This window comes from Streptomyces sp. SCPE 10, assembly GCF_051980735.1.
Lineage (GTDB): Bacteria > Actinomycetota > Actinomycetes > Streptomycetales > Streptomycetaceae > Streptomyces > Streptomyces misionensis.
Genome location: NZ_CP197069.1, coordinates 4,282,483 through 4,301,471 on the forward strand (window position 1 = coordinate 4,282,483; position 18,989 = coordinate 4,301,471).

Here is an 18,989-nt window from a genome sequence, read left to right on the forward strand (position 1 = left end):
GCGGGGAAACGGCTACTTGGCGTCCGCATAGCACTCCACCACGGCTGTCGTGAACGGGAACCGCACCGGCGTCTCGCCGAAGGTCAGACGGCCGGCGAGGGCGGCCGCGTCGCGGATCGCGGCCACGACGGTGTCGGCCTCCTCGGCGGGGCAGTGCACGATCACCTCGTCGTGCTGGAAGAAGACCAGCTCGGCCCGGAGGTTCGCGCAGGCCTGGCGCAGCGCGGCGAGCAGCAGCAGGGCCCAGTCGGCGGCGCTGCCCTGCACCACGAAGTTGCGCGCGAACCGGCCCCGCGCGCGGGAGTCGGCCGAGGCGTACCCCGGGACCCAGGTGGACTGGCCGTCGGCCGGTGCCTCCCCTTCGTCCTCCGCGGCCTCGACGGGGATGCCCGCCTCCTCCGCCGCGTCCTCGCCCGCGCCCACGGCCGGCGGGCAGGTGCGGCCCAGCCAGGTGCGCACCAGCCGGCCCTCCTCGCCCGCGCGTGCCGCCTCGTCGACGTAGGCGACGGCCTTCGGGAAGCGGCGGCGCAGCGCGGCGAGGTTCTTCAGACCGTCACCGGACGTCTGGCCGTAGACCGCGCCGAGCACGGCCAGCTTGGCCTGGTCGCGGTCGCCGGAGAAGGCCCGGTCGGAGACGGCCTGGTAGAGGTCGCTCTCGCGGCCGGCGACCTCCATCAGCCCGGGGTCGCGGGAGATCGCGGCCAGCACCCGCGGCTCCATCTGGTCGGCGTCGGCCACCACCAGCCGCCAGCCGGGGTCGGCGACCACCGCCCGCCGGATCACCTTGGGGATCTGCAGGGCGCCGCCGCCGTGGGTCACCCAGCGCCCGGTCACCGTGCCCCCGGCCTGGAACTCCGGTCGGAACCGGCCCTCGCGCACCCAGTCCTGGAGCCAGGACCAGCCGTGGGCCACCCAGATGCGGTACAGCTTCTTGTACTCCAGCAGCGGGGCGACGGCCGGGTGGTCGACGGACTGGATCTCCCAGCGGCGGGTGGACTTCACCTTGATCCCGGCCTGCGCGAAGGCCCTGATCACATCGGCCGGCAGATCGGGACGGACCCGGCGGCCGAACGCGGCCGAGACCTCGTCCGCCAGCTTGGCGAGGCGGCGCGGCTCGCCCCCGCCCGCGTACCGCTCGCCGAGCAGGTCCCGCAGCAGCCGGCGGTGGACCTCGGCACTCCAGGGCAGCCCGGCGTGGTTCATCTCGGCGGCCACCAGCGTGCCGGCCGACTCGGCGGCGGTCAGCAGCCGCATCCTGCCGGGGTGTGCCGCCGTCTCGTGCCGTCGCTGCTGGTCGGCGTAGACGGCGAGGAGGTCGGTCAGGGGCAGCTGGGTGCCGGTGGGTTCGAACAGCGGGGACTGCGCGCCCGGCTCGGCCGCCCGCTGCGGTGGATCGGGCGGTACGGGGCCGCCCCGGAGGCGGGCCAGGGCCGCGGCGGCCGAGCGCGGCTCGCCGTACCGCCCCGCATGGCCCAGCAGGAGCGTCTCGGCGACCTCGATGTCGTAGCACCGGTCCACTCGCACCCCCGTGGCGAGCAGACGCGGATAGACGTCGGCGGTCGACCGCCACACCCAGCGCGTCACCTCCGGGCGGCTCCGCACCGCCCCGGCGGGATCGCGCTCCCGCCGCACCGGGCCGGCGGGCAGCCCGTCCGGGCCGAGGGGGGCGACGTCCACGCCACCGTCCTCGGCCGGAGCGAGCGCCCACCGGTCGGCCATGACTGCGAGTGTGGCAGGCACCACTGACAATGGCCGTGACCTGCGGTTTCACTCCTCGGTGGGGGTTTCGGCGCGCTTTTCGAGCAGCAGTGCCAGCACCTTCGCCACGTACGCCTCCGCGGCGGGCTTGGTGACGCCGAGCCCGCTGAGGACGCCCTCGCCGTTCTCGTGCTCCAGCAGGGCCAGCAGCAGGTGTTCGGTGCCGATGTAGTTGTGCCCGAGCCTGAGGGCCTCGCGGAAGGTCAGCTCCAGGACCTTCTTGGCCTCGGGGCCGTAGGGGATCAGGTCGGGGACGTCCTCGGCGGCGGGCGGCAGCGCGGCCGTCGCGGCCTGCCGTACGGCGTCCAGCGGGACGTCCTGCGCGGTGATCGCCTTCGCCGCCAGGCCCTCCGGCTCGGCCAGCAGCCCGAGGAGCAGGTGCTCGGGGCGGCCCTCCGGGTTGCGGGCGGCCAGCGCCTCGTTGTGCGCGGCCATGACCACGTTGCGGGCGCGCGGGGTGTAGCGGTTGAAGCCCTGGCTGGGATCGAGGTCGGCGGACTCCTTCGGCACGAACCTCTTCTGCGCGGCCTGCCGGGTCACGCCCATGCTCTTGCCGATCTCCGTCCAGGACGCGCCCGAGCGGCGGGCCTGGTCCACGAAGTGCCCGATCAGGTGGTCGGCCACGTCGCCGAGGTGATCGGCCGCGAGCACGGCGTCCTGCAACTGGTCGAGGGGTTCGGGATGGACCTTCTTGATGGCCTCGATGAGGTCGTCGAGGCGTACGGAAGCCGTGATGTTCGGGTTGGTCGCCATGTGTCAACCGTAGGTTGCACCCCTTGGAGTGTCAACCGGTAGTTGACAGTCGGTGGGGAGGCTGGCCGGAAGAGTTGTCCACAGGCTGTGGATCGCGCCCGCCGTGCTGTCGGCGGGGCGTGGCACGATCGGCGGTGTGACCAGTACCGCCAGCACCGTCGAGCGCGCCTTCGCGGCCGCGCTCTACGACGACACCGACACCGGCCTCGACACGGGCGCCTCCCTGCTCGCCGCCGACCCCGCCGCGGACGGCGAACTCGCCCGGCGCGGCGAGGAGTTCGTGGCAGCCGCGTGGCGCCGCGGCTGGGCGCCCGCCGATGTCATACGCCTGGTGCGGCGCGAACTGGAGCAGCCGCACGTCCACCTGGCCGCCGCCCTGATCCGGGCCCAGTCCGGCCGGGACCGGCCGCGCGGGCGCCGCTGGGCCGCCCAGCTCGAAGAGCTTCCCGACGGCCCCGCGCGTGGAGCCGACCGCTTCTCCCACGCCACCGCCGTCCTGGAGCTGTACCGCCTGCTGCTGTGCCTGCCCGCCCTGGAGCCCCTGGAGGAGGAGACCCGCCGCCCCCGCGACCCGGCCGCCTCCCGGCAGCTCGGCCGCATCCGCGCGCTGCTCGCCAAGGCCGAGGCGACCGGCTACCCGGAGGAGGCGGAGGCGCTGACCGCCAAGGCGCAGGAACTGATGGCCCGGCACAGCGTCGACGAGGCGCTGCTCGCCGCCGCGGCGCCCGCACCGGACGCGCCCGGCGCCTGCCGGATAGGCGTCGAGCCGCCGTACGAGCAGGCCAAGGCCGTCCTGCTGGACGCCGTGGCCACCGCCAACCACTGCCGCGCGGTGTGGAACGAACCGCTCTGCTTCTCCACCGTCGTCGGCTTCGAGGCCGACCTGGAGGCCGTCGAACTGCTCTACACCTCGCTGCTGGTGCAGGCCACGCACGCGATGGCCAAGGCCGAGGCCGGTCAGCGCGCCGCCGGACGCAAGCGCACCAGGACCTTCCGGCAGTCGTTCCTCGCCGCCTACGCCCACCGGGTCGGCGACCGGCTCGCGGCCGCCGCGGAGAGCCAGGTCACCCGGGACCTGCTGCCGGTGCTGGCCACCCGTGAGGCGGCCGTCACCGGCCGCCTGGAGCGCATGTTCCCGCAGACCACCACCACCCGGCTGCGCGGGGTGAGCGACGCGGCGGGCTGGACGGAGGGTACGGCGGCCGCCGACCGCGCCCAGGTCAGGGCGCGGCCACGGCTGGAGTGAGGCTCCCGGGCAAAGGCTCAGTCGCCGGCCTGCTGGAAGGCGCTGACGGAGGCGTTCGGCTTGTTCCGGGCGCCCTGGCCGGCGATCGGGCCGTACTTCCAGGGGAAGGTCTGCGCGGAGTCGCCGCCCGGCAGGGTGATCTTCATTTCGGTGGCCGCGAGGCTGGTGGCGTCCCCGTCCTTGCCCCGCACGTAGCTGATCGTGAAGGTCGCCGCGTCGCCCTTGGCGAGCTTCAGCGTCTGCGCGGTGGCGCCCTTCTGGGCGGGCAGCTTCCCGCTCACGCCCTTCTGGCCCAGGGTGACGGCGGGGAAGTTCTCCAGCGTGCACGTCTTGCTCTGGTTGGTGATGCTGATCGGCACCTCGCCGGTGTCACCCGCCGCCGGCGCCACGCTCGCCGCCCCGACCTGCAGGGAGACCCCGCCGATCTGGCAGGCCGAGCTGTTCTTGCCGCCGCTGCCGTTGTTCCCGCCCCCGTTGCAGGCGGTCAGCAGCAGGGCGGCGGCAACGGCGGTGACGGTGAGCGGAATGGCGCGCATGAACAGTCCCATCGAGGTCGTGACGGTGCCCCAGCATCATCCCGCCTGGACGGTGGGCGTGTTCACGTGCCCCTCCCGAATCACCGCTTCAGGTGCTTCCCGGCGAAACCGCCCACCCGGGCCGCACCCGACGTCACCGCTGTCCGGGACTCGGCAGCCCGGACGGCAGCTTGCCGCCCTCCGCCTTGGTGTACGTCTCCTGGCCGACCTTGCCCGACCACGTCACCTTCATGGACTTGCCGTCGACCGAGTCGACCATGCCGGTGGACCGGTCCTTGCTGCCCTTGGAACAGGTCAGATGGATCATCTGCATGCCGGACTCCGCGCCCGCGGTGCCGCTGCACACGGTCCCGCCGGTCGCGAAGATCCCGGCCTGCTTCCCGTTGATCACCAGGGCCACGATCGTGCCACCGCTGGTGGTCAGCCAGCTGCCCTGGAGCTTGTCGGAGGCGCCGGTCACCCCGGAGCCGGCCGCGCTCGAGGACGGCGCGGCGCCGCCGCCCACCGTGCTGGAGGGCGTCGCCGTGGCGGTGTGGCCGTCGTCGCCGGCGCCGCTGCCGCACGCCGTCAGCGTCAGCGCGCCCACCAGTCCCGCGGCGGCCAGGGCCGCGATCCGCACCCGAGTACCGGCCGGTGCACCGGTCGAAGCAGTCCCCGAAGTCACGTCAGGCTCCCAAGCAGTAGCGTCCGCCGTCCTCGGCCGGACGGCCCGCAGCAAGCTACCAGCAGTCAACGCGCCGGACTTCGGTCGCGGGCCCGGAATTCCCCGGGGTGCCGGGGGCGGGCGAGCCCTTACGCTGTACGAGGAGCGGATGCCGTCCTTCCGGTGTGCGGATGCCGGTCCGCCCGGTCCCGCGGCGCGGACGGTCATCCCGACGTGGAACAGGAAGGGCGCCGAACGCGTCCATCCCAGTGCACGGGACATCCGGTTCGGCGACCCGCCTCGGCCGCCGAGGCGCAGGTGCACGGACGGAAGGGCGGAACGGGCATGCGACGTCCGCTCCAGGGCAGACGCTGGGACAGCTTCGGTGAAGCGGCGGCATGGGGTCGTTCACCGTCAGGTAAAGCGCGCGTCAAGGCTGTAATCGTGGGAACACCCCCCGTGCACGTGCATCTGCGCATGCAGGTGCACGTGAACGGGAGCTATGATCCAGGTCAGTTGACCACCGCATCTATGGCCACACCAGCCAGTGCACCACCGGGGAGCGACCTGTGGACCGCGACGTTGACGGCGTGTTCGGGGGATACGACGTGTACAACGGCATGGCTGCCACGCAGCTGGACGGAGTGGCCTGGCAGAAGAGCAGGCACAGCAACTCACAGGGTTCCTGTGTGGAGTTCGCGCGGCTGCCCGGCGGCGAGGTCGCCGTCCGCAACTCGCGCTTCCCGGACGGCCCGGCCCTCGTCTACACGCGGGCGGAGATCGAGGCGATGCTGCTCGGCGTCAAGGACGGCGAGTTCGACCATCTGATAGCGAGCTGACGGAACCGAGCCCGCGTGGCCGGCCCCGCCGCCCGCGAGTGAGACCCGCGGGGCCGTCCTGTCGGCGAGCGGGGACCGGAAGAGACCGTGACGCGCGTAGAGCGAGGGCGTGCGTCAGGCGGCGATGTCCAGACGGAACATCGCCCACACCACTTTGCCCTCCAGCGAGCCCGCGAGCGGGTGCCAGCCCCAGCCGTCGGCGAACGAGTCGACCAGGAAGAGGCCACGGCCCGATTCCGCCGAGAAGTCGTCCGAGTCCCGCGGCACCGGCGTCTCGTGGCTCGGGTCGCGCACCGCGCACACCAGCCGCTCGGCCCAGCGCATCAGATGCAGCCGTACCGACGCGGTGTGCTCGTGCGCGCACCCGTGCTCCGCGGGCAGCGCGTGCCGCAGTGCGTTGGTGACGAGTTCGGAGACGACCAGGCAGATGTCGTCGAAGCGCTCGCCGACGTCCCACTGGACCAGGGTGTCCCGGGCGAACCGCCGGGCTTCGCGCACCGCTTCGTACCGGGCCGGCAGAGCACAGGAGGCGGCGCTGGACACGGCCGCGGGATCCAGCGGCGGAAGGCCCTGCCGTACCGGCTTGAGCATGGTCGATCCATTCGTCCCCATGCGAGGCACTCCCGGTTGTTCGCGGTCGTAGCGATGCAGCGGTGGCGCGGGACCATGGTTTCGGATGGGAAGACCAGATGCAAGGGCAGATGCACGTGCACGCGACCGAAATGGGCAAGCACGTACCGCTTCTTGGCCATTTTTTCCGTCGGCTTGAGGTCCGTCACCGCCCTCGGCTCCGCCGTCCGCCGCCTCCCACCTGCCGGGGAGCGGGCCCGCACTCTCCGTTTGCGTAACCGTACGAGTACTGCCCGGAGCGTTTTAGTGGCAGACTTCGGGCCCTCAAGACGGTTGGGGAGGCTGGCGAACGTGAGCGCGGGAGAGCCCGGATCGGTGGTGCGGCGGATGCTGCTCGGCTCGCAACTCAGGCGACTGCGGGAAGCGCGGGGGATCACGCGCGAGGCGGCGGGGTACTCCATCCGCGCCTCCGAGTCGAAGATCAGCCGGATGGAGCTGGGCCGGGTGAGCTTCAAGACGCGGGACGTGGAAGACCTGCTGACGCTGTACGGCATCACGGACGAGGCGGAGCGCCAGTCGCTGCTGTCCCTCGCCCGCGAGGCCAACGTCGCGGGCTGGTGGCACAGTTACAGCGACATCCTGCCCAACTGGTTCCCCACCTACGTGGGCCTGGAGGGCGCCGCCGCGCTGATCCGCGCCTACGAGGTGCAGTTCGTGCACGGTCTGCTGCAGACCGAGGAGTACGCCCGCGCGGTGGTCCGGCGCGGCATGAAGGGCGCGAGCGCGGACGACGTCGAACGGCGGGTCGCGCTGCGCCTGGAGCGCCAGAAGTACCTGCTGGCCGACAGCGGCCCCGAGTTCCACGTCGTCCTGGACGAGGCCGCGCTGCGCCGCCCCTACGGCGACCGCGAGGTGATGCGCGGCCAGCTCCAGCACCTGATCGACATCTCGGAGCGGCCCAACGTACGGCTCCAGGTCATGCCGTTCAGCTTCGGCGGGCACTCCGGCGAGAGCGGCGCGTTCACGATCCTCAGCTTCCCCGAGTCCGATCTGTCCGACGTCGTCTACCTGGAGCAGCTGACCAGCGCCCTGTACCTGGACAAGCGCGAGGACGTGGCCCAGTACGAGCAGGCGCTCAAGGAGTTGCAGCAGGACAGCCCGGGTCCGGACGAGAGCCGGGATCTTCTGCGAGGGCTGCTCCAACTCTCCTGACCCGCAAGTAGGATGACGCCCGATCAGACTCAGACCGTGGCCGGGACCCGGCTCCGCTAGTGATTGAGGGATCACATGTCGTCCTACTTCAGCGACCTGGCCCAGCAGTACATCGACGGTGAATGGCGACCGGGCAGCGGCTCCTGGGACGTCATCGACTTCAATCCGTACGACGACGAGAAGCTCGCCTCCATCACCGTGGCCACCGTCGACGAGGTCGACCAGGCCTATCAGGCCGCCGCGCGCGCCCAGAAGACCTGGGGCGAGACCAGCCCGTACGTCCGGCGCGCGGTGTTCGAGCGGGTGCTGCGGCTCCTGGAGGACCGCGAGCAGGAGATATCCGACCTGATCGTCGCGGAGCTGGGCGGCACCCGGGTGAAGGCCGGCTTCGAGCTGCACCTCGCCAAGGAGTTCCTGCGCGAGGCCGTCCACCTGGCGCTGGCCCCCGAGGGCCGGATCCTGCCGTCCCCGGGCGAGGGCAAGGAGAACCGCGTCTACCGGGTGCCGGTGGGCGTCGTGGGCGTGATCAGCCCCTTCAACTTCCCCTTCCTGCTGTCGCTGAAGTCCGTCGCCCCGGCCCTCGCGCTCGGCAACGGCGTGGTCCTCAAGCCGCACCAGAACACCCCGATCGCCGGCGGCACCCTGATCGCCAAGCTGTTCGAGGACGCCGGGCTGCCCGGCGGCCTGCTGAACGTGGTCGTCACCGACATCGCCGAGATCGGCGACGCGTTCATCGAGCACCCGATCCCGAAGGTCATCTCCTTCACCGGCTCCGACCAGGTGGGCCGGCACGTCGCCACCGTCTGCGCCGCCAACTTCAAGCGCTCGGTGCTCGAACTGGGCGGCAACAGCGCGCTGGTGGTGCTGGACGACGCGGACCTCGACTACGCGGTGGACGCGGCGGTCTTCAGCCGGTTCGTCCACCAGGGCCAGGTCTGCATGGCCGCCAACCGGGTCCTCGTGGACCGGTCGATCGCCGACGAGTTCACCGAGAAGTTCGTCGCCAAGGTCCGCACCCTCAAGGTCGGCGACCCGCGCGACCCGGAGACCGTCATCGGCCCGGTGATCAACTCCGCGCAGGCGAACGCCCTTTCCGGCGTGGTCGAGCAGGCGCTCGCCGAGGGCGCCACCGCCCTGGTGCACGGCACCACCACCAACAACCTGGTCGAGCCCTCCGTGCTCACCGGGGTGCCCGCCGACTCCTCGCTGCTCCAGCAGGAGGTGTTCGGGCCGGTCGTCTTCCTCGTCCCGTTCGACGGCGAGGAGGAGGCGGTCCGGATCGTCAACGACACCCCGTACGGCCTCAGCGGCGCCGTCCACACCGGGAACATCGAGCGGGGCGTCGCCTTCGCCAAGCGCATCGACAGCGGCATGTTCCATGTGAACGACGGCACCGTGCACGACGAGCCGATCGTGCCCTTCGGCGGTGAGAAGAACTCCGGTGTCGGCCGCCTCAACGGCGAGACGACCCTGGAGGCCTTCACCTCGGTCAAGTGGATCTCGGTCCAGCACGGCCGCAGCGGCTTCCCGTTCTGAACCGCTCCGGTCCCCACGGGCCCTTTAGGTCAGGATCCGACCTAGAGGGCCCGTAGCTTTTCCGGTGTCGGGGCGACCGCCCCGGTGAACCGAGGAGAGGCGGCCGGTCATGGTCACGCACGTGGCTGCGGAGGCACAGGGCGACGAGCGGGGAGCGCTGCTGGCGTTCCTGGAGGAGCAGCGCGGCGGCATCCGCCGGGCCCTGCTCGGGCTCGGCGAGGAGCAGGCCCGCACCCGCCCGAGCGCGAGCGAGCTGTCCCTGGGCGGGCTGCTCAAGCATGTCGCCGAGGTCGAGCAGATGTGGCTCGCCCTCGCGAAGCAGGAGCCGCCGGCGGTGCGGCGGGACCAGTCGAACTGGCACGAGAGCTTCCGGCTGGTCGGCGAGGAGACGGTGGCCTCCCAGCTGGCGTACTGGGAGCAGGTCGCGGCCGAGACGGAGAAGTACATCCGCTCCGCGCCCAGCCTGGACGACACCTTCCCGCTGCCGCCCGACCCCTGGTTCCCGCCGGAGGGCCGCGTCTCGCTGCGCTGGCTGTGCCTCCACCTCATCCGCGAGACCGCCCGGCACGCCGGTCACGCCGACATCCTGCGCGAGTCCCTCGACGGGAAGACCGCCTTCGAACTGGTCGCCCTGGAGCGGCGGGAGCCGTGACCGAACGCCCTCGGCGGGCCCCGGCCGCCTGATCCGGCCTGATCCGAACGAGGGACCCTAGTGATGGAAGCTCGTCGCCGCCTCCTTGTCCCGGGTCAGCGGGTGGGGCTGGCGGCGCAGCTCGGGCAGGAGGCGGGTCAGGTCGGCCAGGAAGAGGTCGGCCAGGTCGTGGGAGAAGCCGTTGCGGCAGACGATGCGCAGGACCGAGAGGTCCTGCCGGTTGGCCGGGAAGGTGTACGCCGGGACCAGCCAGCCGCTCTCCCGGATCCGGCGGGAGACGTCGAAGACGTCGTACGCCGTGACGTGCTCGGCCGTGGTGAAGGCGAACACCGGGAGCTGGTCGCCGCGGGTGAGCAGCCGGAAGTCGCCGAGGCCCTCGATCCGGTCGGCCAGTGAGCGGGCCACGTCCCGCGTCGACTGCTGGACCGCCCGGTAGCCCTCGCGGCCCAGCCGCAGAAAGTTGTAGTACTGCGCCACGACCTGGGCGCCGGGGCGGGAGAAGTTGAGCGCGAAGGTCGGCATGTCGCCGCCCAGGTAGTTGACCCGGAAGACCAGTTCCTCGGGCAGCGCCTCGGCGTCCCGCCACAGCGCCCAGCCGACACCCGGGTACACCAGCCCGTACTTGTGCCCGGAGGTGTTGATGGAGGCCACGCGCGGCAGCCGGAAGTCCCAGACCAGGTCCTCGTCCAGGAACGGCGCCACCATGGCGCCGGAGGCACCGTCGACGTGCACCGGGATGTCCAGGCCGGTGCGCTCCTGGAGTGCGTCCAGGGCCGCGCACAGCTCGGCGATGGGCTCGTAGGAGCCGTCGAAGGTCGAACCGAGGATGCCGACGACCCCGATGGTGTTCTCGTCGCACAACTCGGCCGCCGCCTGCGGGTCCAGGTGGAAGCGCTCGCCCTCCATGGGCACCAGCCGGGCCTCCACCTCCCAGAAGTTGCAGAACTTCTCCCAGCACACCTGGACGTTGACGCCCATCACGAGATTGGGGCGGGCGCCCGGGTACCGGTCGGCGTTGCGCTGCGCCCAGCGCCGCTTGAGCGCCATCCCGGCGAGCATGCACGCCTCGCTGGACCCGGTGGTCGAACAGCCCACGGCCGCGGAGGGATCCGGTGCGTTCCACAGATCGGCGAGCATCGCCACGCAGCGCCGCTCCAGCTCGGCGGTGCGCGGGTACTCGTCCTTGTCGATCATGTTCTTGTCGCGGCACTCCGCCATCAGCGCCCCGGCCTGCGGCTCCATCCAGGTGGTCACGAAGGTGGCCAGGTTCAGCCGGGAGTTGCCGTCCAGCATCAGCTCGTCGTGCACCAGCTGGTAGGCGGTGGCCGGGGGGATCGGGGCGTCCGGAAGCCGGTGGGTGGGCGGGGCCTCGGTCATGCCGCCGACCGGATTGGCCTCCCCGAAGAACGGGTTGACGGACAGCACCTGTTCCTGGTGCTTCTGCGGACCTTTGTGCAGGGCCATGGGCAGCCTCCTCGCGATCACCCTACGCAAGACCGCACCGCCCGACATCCGGGATGACCCGGACGCCTACCCTGAGCCACCCGCCCCGCCCCCGGCGCCGGAAGGGACTTGCACCTCACGTGACGTGAGGCCGCAGGGTGGACCGCGTACCGACGAAAGAGCGAAGGAGAGCGGAGAGTTGGGCTACTCCGTGGGACAGGTCGCGGGATTCGCCGGCGTCACGGTGCGCACCCTGCACCACTACGACGAGATCGGCCTGCTGGTGCCCGGCGGGCGCACGCACGCGGGCCACCGGCGCTACACCGACGCCGATCTCGACCGGCTCCAGCAGATCCTGTTCTACCGGGAGCTCGGCTTCCCGCTCGACGAGGTCGCGGTCCTGCTGGACGACCCGGACGCGGACCCCGGCGCGCACCTGCGCCGGCAGCACGCGTTGCTGACCGCCCGGATCGAGCGGCTCCAGAGGATGGCCGCGGCCGTGGAGCACGCCATGGAGGCACGCACGATGGGCATCAACCTCACCCCGGAAGAGCGGTTCGAGGTGTTCGGGGACAAGGACCCCGAGCAGTACCGCGAGGAGGCGCGGGCGCGCTGGGGCGACACGGAGGCGTACGCCGAGTCGCAGCGCCGCGCCGCCACCTACACCAAGGAGGACTGGAAGCGGATCCAGGCCGAGGTCGACGACTGGCAGGAGCGGTACGCCGCCCTGGTGGCCGCCGGCGTGCGGCCCGCCGACGAGGCGGCCATGGACCTGGCCGAGGAACACCGCCGGCACGTCGGCACGTACTACTTCGACGTCCCGTACGAGATGCACCGGTGCTTCGCGCAGATGTACGTCTCCGACGAACGCTTCAAGGCGTACTACGACGCGTTGCACCCGGGACTCGCCGAACACCTGCACGACGCGATCGTGGCCAACGCCGACCGCCACGCCTCCTGACGGGCGGCCGGGTGCGGTGACCGGTCCGGCCCGGGGTCACTCCCGGGTCGGGACCACCGCCGTGCCGTGGGCGCACACCTCTCCCCGCCGTCCCGCGGCCACCCGGGGGAACGCGGGGCGGTCACTTCGCGTTGATAGCTTTGTGCGGCCGTACCGAGACACCGTAGCCGCCACCCTTTCCCCATCAGGAGCCCGGACCCGTGATGACACTCGCCCTCGGCCCGAGCTGGCTGGACCCCAACTACCTGCTCGACACCTACAGCATCTGGGGTCTGCTGCTCATAGTCTTCGCCGAGTCCGGCCTGCTCATCGGCTTCTTCCTGCCCGGTGACTCGCTGCTGTTCACCTGCGGTCTGCTGATCACCTCGCACCAGCTGGACTTCCCGCTGTGGGCCGCGATCGCGCTGATCTGCGTGGCCGCGATCCTCGGTGACCAGGCGGGTTACATGTTCGGCAAGAAGGTCGGCCCGTCCCTGTTCAACCGGCCCGACTCACGCCTGTTCAAGCAGGAGAACGTCACCAAGGCGCACGAGTTCTTCGAGAAGTACGGCCCCAAGTCGCTGATCCTGGCCCGCTTCGTGCCGGTGGTGCGTACCTTCACGCCGATCATCGCGGGCGTGAGCGGCATGCGGTACCGGTCCTTCCTGACCTTCAACGTCATCGGCGGCACCCTGTGGGGCGCGGGCGTCACCCTGCTCGGCTCCTGGCTCGGCAACATCGGCTTCGTCAAGAACAACATCGAGGCGATCCTCATCCTGATCGTCCTCGTCTCGGTGGTCCCGATCGGCATCGAGTACCTGCGGGCCCGCGGCAAGAGCAGGAACGAGGCCCGGGGCCAGGCGCAGGAGCAGCCGCAGCCGGTCCGGGCCGAGGCGCCCCGGCCGCAGTACCGGCAGCAGCCCCCGCTGATGGACGACGCCACGACCCGGCTGCGCCGCATCGAGCCGGACGAGCGGCAGCCGAACGGGCGGCAGCAGTGCGGCGGCGGGCAGTACGGCGACGGGCAGTACGGCGACCAGGGCCCCGACCAGGCGTATGGAGAGCAGGGGACCGGGGCGTACGGCGACCAGGGCCACGACGGCCGGCAGTACGGCCACCAGCAGCCCCAGCAGCCCCAGCAGCCCCAGCAGCCGTACCAGCCCCAGCAGCCGTACCAGCCCCAGTACCAGCAGCCGCAGTACCAGCAGCCCCAGCGGCAGGACTGGAACCAGCGGCAGCCGCACCACGACCCGCGCCAGTACCCGCAGCAGGGCCAGGGCCACTACCCGCAGGGCCAGGCCCAGGGCCAGTACCCGCAGCACCAGGACCCGGGCCAGTACCCGCCGCACCAGGACCAGGGCGGGTACCCGTACGACCAGCGGGACCGGTAGGGGTTCAGAACCCCCTGGTCCGCTTGGCCGCCCTGCGCTTGCCGGGGGAGCCCACGCGCAGGAACAGCCGGAAGACTTCGGACCCGAGGTTGACCCCGATCGCGATCGCCATGGCCAGCGACGCCGCGTTGGCCAGCGACACCAGCCCCTTGTCCACGTGGTTCTGGGCCATGTTCAACAGCCCGAAGTAGGTCGCGGAACCGGGCAGCAGCGGCCCGATCGCCGCCGTCGTGTACGGCAGCGCGGAGGCGAACCGGTAGCGGGACAGCAGCTGCCCGAACAGGCCGACCAGGCCCGCGGCCACGGCGGTGGAGGCCACCGGCGAGATGTGGGCGACGTGGTGCATCGCGCCGTACACGCTCCAGGCGACCCCGCCGTTGAGGGTCACCCAGAGCACGGTGGACCGCTCCTGCTGGAGCAGCACCGCGAAGGTCAGCGACAGCAGCATGGAGGCCGCGATCTGGATCAGCGGCCGATCGGAGGTGTGCAGCGCCACGTCCGGGTTGAGCTTGCCGCCCACCTTCACACCGAAGTACAGGACGATCAGCACACCGGTGACGATGCCCACGAAGAAGTACAGGACCTCCAGGAGGCGGGCCGAGGCGGTGATGTAGAAGCCCGTCAGACCGTCCTGGACACCGGCCACCAGCGCCCGTCCGGGCAGCAGCGCGAACAGCCCACCGGTGATCACCGCGGACGCCTTCACGTCCACGTGGGCCAGGGCGAACGCCACCCCGATCGCCGCGGGCGGCATCGCGGCCACCGTGAACTGGTAGAACTCCGGCAGTCCGCGGCCCGCGCACAGCCAGGCCAGCCGGTCGCCGAGCATCGCGCCGAACGCCGCCGCGAAGAAGACGATCAGATCACCGCCGACCAGCATCGAGGCCGCGCCCGCCAGCAGCCCGCTGGCCAGGCTCAGCGCCCAGCCGGGGTAGGGGTGCCGGTTGCGCCGTATCTCGGCCAGACGCCGGTAGGCCTCCTCCAGGGACACATGGGTCTCGGGGTCGGTCAGGTCGTCCACCAGCCGGAAGACGGCCGCGAGCCGGGTGTAGTCGGTGCCGCGCCGCCGTACCGTCCGGGAGGCCGTCACCGGGTCCTCCACCAGCGACGGCTGGTGCGAGATCGACAGCAGGGTGAACGTGACGTTGGGCTCGCAGCGGTCCAGGCCGTAGGAGCGGCACACCGCGAACATCGCGGCCTCCACGTCCTCCGCGCCCTCGCCGCCCGCCAGCAGCAGCTCCCCGATACGCAGGGTCAGGTCCAGCACGCGCGGGACCGCCGGGCCGCTCTCCTCCTCGTGCTGCACCGGCTCCGGCGCGGGCCGCTCCGTCACCGGCATGCGCAGCATCGTGCGCATCCGGTCCTGCCACGGGGCGTCCTTGATCAGGCTGACCAGCGGCACCCCGGTGGCCGGGGTGAACGCGGCAGGCCCGCCCTGTGTGCTGTACGTGCTCGGCGTGCTGAACGCCGATCCCTCGGGTTCCGCACCCGGGGGCTGCGGGGCGAGGAGCCCTTCGGGCACCGCGAACTCGGAGGTCGTCTCCGGTTCGCCCACCGTCTTCGGGACGTCGAGCCCCTTGGGGATGGCGAACTCCGAAGTGATCTCCGGGTCGTACCGCGCCTCGTCAGACCGGGGCTTGCGGTCCTCCGCCTCCGTCACCTCGCACCGTCCCTGAACGACACCTTCCGCTGGCCTCAGTATGCGCATGCGCGCTCGGCGGACATGCAAACGGGCCGCACACGGGTGTGTGCGGCCCGTCTCACGAACGGGGAGTCAGTGACCGCCCTGCTCCTTGAAGCGCTTGTAGGACCGCTCGATCTCCTGCTCGGCGTCCGCACGACCCACCCAGTTGGCGCCCTCGACCGACTTGCCGGGCTCCAGGTCCTTGTACACCTCGAAGAAGTGCTGGATCTCCAGGCGGTCGAACTCCGACACGTGGTGGATGTCGCGCAGGTGCTCGACACGCGGGTCGGTGGCCGGCACGCACAGCAGCTTGTCGTCGCCGCCCGCCTCGTCCGTCATCCGGAACATGCCGATCGCACGGCACTTGATCAGGCAGCCCGGGAAGGTCGGCTCGTCCAGGATGACCAGCGCGTCCAGCGGGTCGCCGTCCTCGCCGAGGGTGTTCTCGACGAAGCCGTAGTCGGTCGGGTAGGCGGTCGAGGTGAAGAGGCGACGGTCCAGGCGGATCCGACCGGTCTCGTGGTCCACCTCGTACTTGTTGCGCGAACCCTTCGGGATCTCGATCGTGACGTCGAACTCCACCGGTGGCTCCTCCATGATCAGCACATAGTTCTGGTGGTTAAGTGTCCCTCACGCAGGTGTGTGATCGCGAAAGGGGCTGGTGGTCGTGCCGGAGCTCAGGTCTTGGCGGGCCGCGGGACCGCGGGTGAAGCGGTTCGCGAACGCCGTACGACCGCGCCTCACGCTTGCCCTCGGGACGGCGAAACCGCAGGTCGCGCGGCTTGTGTCCACGGTACGACCGCTGCTCGCCGACCTCCCCCGTCCGCGTACCCCCAGCACCTTGCAGTACACCGCGGGCGCCGCCACCGCCGGCCTGGTGCTCGCCGCCGGCGTGGTGACCCTGGCGGGGCCGTGGGACGCCACCGGTCAGCGTACGGCCGAGCGGGACCGGGCGGTCGCCCTGGAGCACGCGGGTGGCGCAGATCACGGCACCGCCGGTGCGGCGGGCGAGCCCCGCCCGGCGCCGAGCGCGCCGCCCGTCCTGACGGGCCTGGGCCCCGCCACCGGCCCCGCGGACACCGGGCAGGCGCCGGCGAAGGGCGCCACACCCCTCGCGGACGTCCTGGACCCCCTGCTGGCCTCCCCCGCCCTCGGCGACACCCACGCGGCGGTGGTCGTGGACGCGGCCACCGGCAGACGGCTGTACGGCACCGGCGCGGACAAGGGGCTCACGCCCGCCTCCACCACCAAGCTCGCCACCGCCGTTGCCGCGCTGAACGCGCTCGGCCCCGACCACCGCTTCACCACCCGCACCGCCTTCACGGCGGCCGGCGGCCGACTGGTGCTCGTCGGCGGCGGCGACCCCACGCTCACCGCGCATGCCGACGCCGGCGGCTGGGCGAGCCTGCGCACCCTGGCGACGAGGACCGCCGCCGCCCTGCGGCAGCGCGGCGTCCACAAGGCCACGCTGGCCTACGACACCTCGCTCTACACCGGTCCCGCGCTGCACCCCATCGGCGTGAACGACAACCTCGCCCAGGTCGTCGCCCTCACCGCCGACGAGGGCCGTACCGACGGCTCGGCCAGCGGACCCGTGGCCCGGGTCGCCGACCCGGCGAAGGACGCGGCGCGGAAGTTCGCCGGCTTCCTCAAGGCCGCCGGGATCACCACGACCGCGCCCGGCCCGGCCAAGGTCACCGGCCACCCCGAGACCCTCGCCACCGTCGCCTCGCCACCGCTGTCCGCCCTGGTCGAGCGCATGCTGACCAACAGCGACAACGACATCGCCGAGGCCCTCGCCCGCCAGACCGCGCTGGCGAGCGGGCAGCCCGCGAGCTTCGGCGGCGGCGCCAAGGCGATCGCCGCGCAGCTGAAGCGGCTGGGCCTGCCGCTGGCCGGGACCTCCTTCCACGACGGCAGCGGCCTCGACCGCACCGACCGGCTCACGGCCGACCTCCTCACCGCGATCCTGGTCAAGGCCGGCACCCCCGACCACCCCGGCCTGCGGCCCCTGCTCACCGGCCTGCCCATCGCCCACTTCACCGGCACCCTCAGCGCCCGCTACGCCGACGGCGCCGCCGGCCTCGTGCACGCCAAGACCGGCACCCTGACCGGCGTCAACACCCTGGCCGGCACGGTCGTCGACCGCTCCGGACGCCTGCTGACCTTCGCCTTCCTGGCCTCGGGCACGAAGGACCCGATGGCGGCCCAGACCGCCCTGGACAAGACCGCCACCGCACTGGCGACCTGCGCCTGCGGCTAGGGTCTTTCGTTTGGATCAGGCCGGATCAGGGAGCGGGGCCCGGTGCGTGCAGATGCAAGGCGGAGGAGGGAGTCGACGCGGAGCGTCGGCGACTGACGACAACGCGGCAGATGCGCGTGCCGGGCCCCGCGAGCCCGGCTTGATCCAAACGAGAGGCCCTAGGTGTGCTGTTCGCTGGGGAGGCGCGGGCCGTCCGGCCGGCTCCCGCCCCCGCCGACGCAAAACCTTGTCCGTACGGTCCCCGGCCGACCCCACGGCCTGCCCCAAGCGGTGGCGCTCACGTACCGTTGACGCATGACAGGCTTCGGAGGCACCGCATCCCCCGGGATGGTCGACTGGAACCTCGCGGTGGCGACCGCGACACGGCTCGCACGCCCCGGCCCCGACGTCACCCGCGACGAGGCCCGTGCCGTCGTCGCGGAGCTGCGCCGGCACGCGAAGGCCTCGGAGGAACACGTCCGGGGCTTCACTCGTCTGGAGACCGAGCAGAGCCACGACACACCCGTCCTCGTGGTGGACCGGCCCGGCTGGGTCCGGGCCAACGTCGCCGGTTTCCGCGAGATCCTCAAACCGCTCCTGGAGAAGATGCAGGAACGGCGCGGCGCCCACCCGGGCAGCGCCGTTCTCGGCGCCGTCGGCGGCAAGGTCACCGGCGTGGAACTCGGCATGCTGCTGTCGTTCCTCTCCTCCCGTGTGCTCGGCCAGTACGAGACCTTCGCCCCCGCCACCCGCGACCTGCCGGCCGGCGGGAACGGCGGCGGACGCCTCCTCCTCGTCGCCCCCAACATCGTCCACGTCGAGCGCGAACTCGACGTGCAGCCGCACGACTTCCGCCTGTGGGTGTGCCTGCACGAGGAGACCCACCGCACCCAGTTCACGGCCGTGCCCTGGCTGCGCGACCACCTGGAGGGCGAGATCCAGTCGTTCCTGGCGGAGACGGACGTCGACCCCATGACCTTCCTGGAGCGCATCCGCGAGGCCGCCCAGTCGCTGGCCGGCGGCCGGCCCGAGGGCGAGGAGGACGACGGCGGCCGCTCCTTCGTGGAACTGGTGCAGACGCCCGCGCAGCGCGAGATCCTCGGCCGGCTCACCGCCGTGATGTCCCTGCTGGAGGGCCACGCCGACTACGTGATGGACGGGGTCGGCCCCAGCGTCGTACCGACCGTCGCCGAGATCCGCGAGAAGTTCCAGCAGCGCCGCGCCAAGGGCGCCTCCCGGCTCGACCAGGCCCTGCGCAAACTGCTCGGCCTGGACGCCAAGCTCAAGCAGTACCGGGACGGCGAGCGCTTCGTCCGGGCCGTCGTCGACCAGGTCGGCGTCGACGGCTTCAACCGCGTGTGGACCTCGCCCAACACCCTGCCCACCAAGTCGGAGATCGCCAAACCGGCGGACTGGGTCGCGCGGGTGCACCGCAAGGCGGAGTCGTGAAACGCACGCCTGGGTCGTGAACCGAAACCGGCCGACGGCAGACGAACGCCCCTCCAATCACCCGTCCGAGGGACCGTGAGCCATGCGTAGGCGTG

17 protein-coding genes are annotated in these 18,989 nt (G+C 71.9%); 9 read left to right on the forward strand and 8 right to left on the reverse strand.

Annotation, left to right across the window (positions count from 1 at the left end; translation table 11 throughout):
- Positions 1–12 precede the first annotated feature (12 nt).
- Both ACSP97_RS19885 and ACSP97_RS19890 read right to left on the reverse strand, forming a co-directional pair.
- Complete coding sequence (locus ACSP97_RS19885; RefSeq protein WP_440553623.1) at positions 13–1,719, reverse strand: bifunctional 3'-5' exonuclease/DNA polymerase; 1,707 nt, start codon at positions 1,717–1,719, stop codon at positions 13–15.
- Positions 1,720–1,767: 48 nt separating this feature from the next.
- Positions 1,768–2,511: a Clp protease N-terminal domain-containing protein gene (locus tag ACSP97_RS19890; RefSeq protein ID WP_355529666.1), complete on the reverse strand. Its 744-nt coding sequence runs from the start codon at positions 2,509–2,511 to the stop codon at positions 1,768–1,770.
- Positions 2,512–2,647: 136 nt separating this feature from the next.
- Here ACSP97_RS19890 and ACSP97_RS19895 point away from each other — a divergent pair, with 136 nt between their 5' ends.
- Positions 2,648–3,757: a DUF2786 domain-containing protein gene (locus ACSP97_RS19895; protein WP_440553625.1), complete on the forward strand. Its 1,110-nt coding sequence runs from the start codon at positions 2,648–2,650 to the stop codon at positions 3,755–3,757.
- Positions 3,758–3,774: 17 nt separating this feature from the next.
- Here the strand turns inward: ACSP97_RS19895 and ACSP97_RS19900 are convergent, their stop codons facing one another.
- A complete protein-coding gene (locus tag ACSP97_RS19900; protein WP_355328135.1) occupies positions 3,775–4,293 on the reverse strand; it encodes a DUF4232 domain-containing protein in 519 nt (172 codons plus the stop codon).
- Positions 4,294–4,426: 133 nt separating this feature from the next.
- Positions 4,427–4,912 carry a hypothetical protein gene (locus tag ACSP97_RS19905; protein ID WP_440553627.1) on the reverse strand — a complete coding sequence of 162 codons (486 nt, stop codon included), beginning with the start codon at positions 4,910–4,912 and terminating at the stop codon, positions 4,427–4,429.
- A gap of 593 nt (positions 4,913–5,505) precedes the next feature.
- On the opposite strand from ACSP97_RS19905, the gene ACSP97_RS19910 reads away from it, so the two are divergent.
- The gene (locus ACSP97_RS19910; RefSeq protein WP_046418970.1) at positions 5,506–5,775 is read left to right on the forward strand and encodes a DUF397 domain-containing protein; all 270 of its coding nucleotides are present in this window, start codon (positions 5,506–5,508) and stop codon (positions 5,773–5,775) included.
- A 114-nt stretch (positions 5,776–5,889) separates the two neighbouring features.
- Here ACSP97_RS19910 and ACSP97_RS19915 read toward each other — a convergent pair whose 3' ends face one another.
- Entirely contained in the window at positions 5,890–6,387 is a 498-nt protein-coding gene (locus tag ACSP97_RS19915) for an ATP-binding protein (RefSeq protein ID WP_440553629.1), read from the reverse strand.
- Positions 6,388–6,732: 345 nt separating this feature from the next.
- On the opposite strand from ACSP97_RS19915, the gene ACSP97_RS19920 reads away from it, so the two are divergent.
- From ACSP97_RS19920 to ACSP97_RS19930, 3 genes are all read left to right on the forward strand, one after another.
- Positions 6,733–7,557, forward strand: a complete 825-nt coding sequence (locus ACSP97_RS19920) for a helix-turn-helix domain-containing protein (RefSeq protein ID WP_355529742.1) — start codon at positions 6,733–6,735, stop codon at positions 7,555–7,557.
- 75 nt (positions 7,558–7,632) lie between these two features.
- Positions 7,633–9,093: an aldehyde dehydrogenase family protein gene (locus tag ACSP97_RS19925; RefSeq protein WP_355149700.1), complete on the forward strand. Its 1,461-nt coding sequence runs from the start codon at positions 7,633–7,635 to the stop codon at positions 9,091–9,093.
- Between the two features lie 109 nt (positions 9,094–9,202).
- On the forward strand, positions 9,203–9,745 hold the full coding sequence (locus tag ACSP97_RS19930; RefSeq protein ID WP_440553632.1) for a DinB family protein: 543 nt from the start codon (positions 9,203–9,205) through the stop codon (positions 9,743–9,745).
- A gap of 57 nt (positions 9,746–9,802) precedes the next feature.
- On the opposite strand, the gene ACSP97_RS19935 is transcribed toward ACSP97_RS19930, so the two are convergent.
- Positions 9,803–11,209, reverse strand: a complete 1,407-nt coding sequence (locus tag ACSP97_RS19935; protein WP_358274385.1) for a glutamate decarboxylase — start codon at positions 11,207–11,209, stop codon at positions 9,803–9,805.
- Between the two features lie 178 nt (positions 11,210–11,387).
- Here ACSP97_RS19935 and ACSP97_RS19940 point away from each other — a divergent pair, with 178 nt between their 5' ends.
- Positions 11,388–12,149 (forward strand): MerR family transcriptional regulator, encoded by a 762-nt coding sequence (locus ACSP97_RS19940; RefSeq protein ID WP_355149706.1) that lies wholly within the window; start codon positions 11,388–11,390, stop codon positions 12,147–12,149.
- 200 nt (positions 12,150–12,349) lie between these two features.
- Positions 12,350–13,519, forward strand: coding sequence for a DedA family protein (locus tag ACSP97_RS19945; RefSeq protein ID WP_440553634.1), 1,170 nt, complete (start codon positions 12,350–12,352; stop codon positions 13,517–13,519).
- A 4-nt stretch (positions 13,520–13,523) separates the two neighbouring features.
- Here the strand turns inward: ACSP97_RS19945 and ACSP97_RS19950 are convergent, their stop codons facing one another.
- Entirely contained in the window at positions 13,524–15,179 is a 1,656-nt protein-coding gene (locus tag ACSP97_RS19950; RefSeq protein ID WP_355149710.1) for a threonine/serine ThrE exporter family protein, read from the reverse strand.
- A gap of 114 nt (positions 15,180–15,293) precedes the next feature.
- Positions 15,294–15,785 (reverse strand): inorganic diphosphatase, encoded by a 492-nt coding sequence (locus tag ACSP97_RS19955; protein WP_070022518.1) that lies wholly within the window; start codon positions 15,783–15,785, stop codon positions 15,294–15,296.
- A gap of 79 nt (positions 15,786–15,864) precedes the next feature.
- Between ACSP97_RS19955 and dacB the strand changes: the two genes are divergently transcribed.
- Both dacB and ACSP97_RS19965 read left to right on the forward strand, forming a co-directional pair.
- Positions 15,865–17,466 carry a D-alanyl-D-alanine carboxypeptidase/D-alanyl-D-alanine endopeptidase gene (gene dacB / locus ACSP97_RS19960; RefSeq protein ID WP_440553637.1) on the forward strand — a complete coding sequence of 534 codons (1,602 nt, stop codon included), beginning with the start codon at positions 15,865–15,867 and terminating at the stop codon, positions 17,464–17,466.
- Positions 17,467–17,760: 294 nt separating this feature from the next.
- On the forward strand, positions 17,761–18,894 hold the full coding sequence (locus ACSP97_RS19965) for a zinc-dependent metalloprotease (RefSeq protein WP_355529690.1): 1,134 nt from the start codon (positions 17,761–17,763) through the stop codon (positions 18,892–18,894).
- The last annotated feature ends 95 nt before the right edge of the window (positions 18,895–18,989 follow it).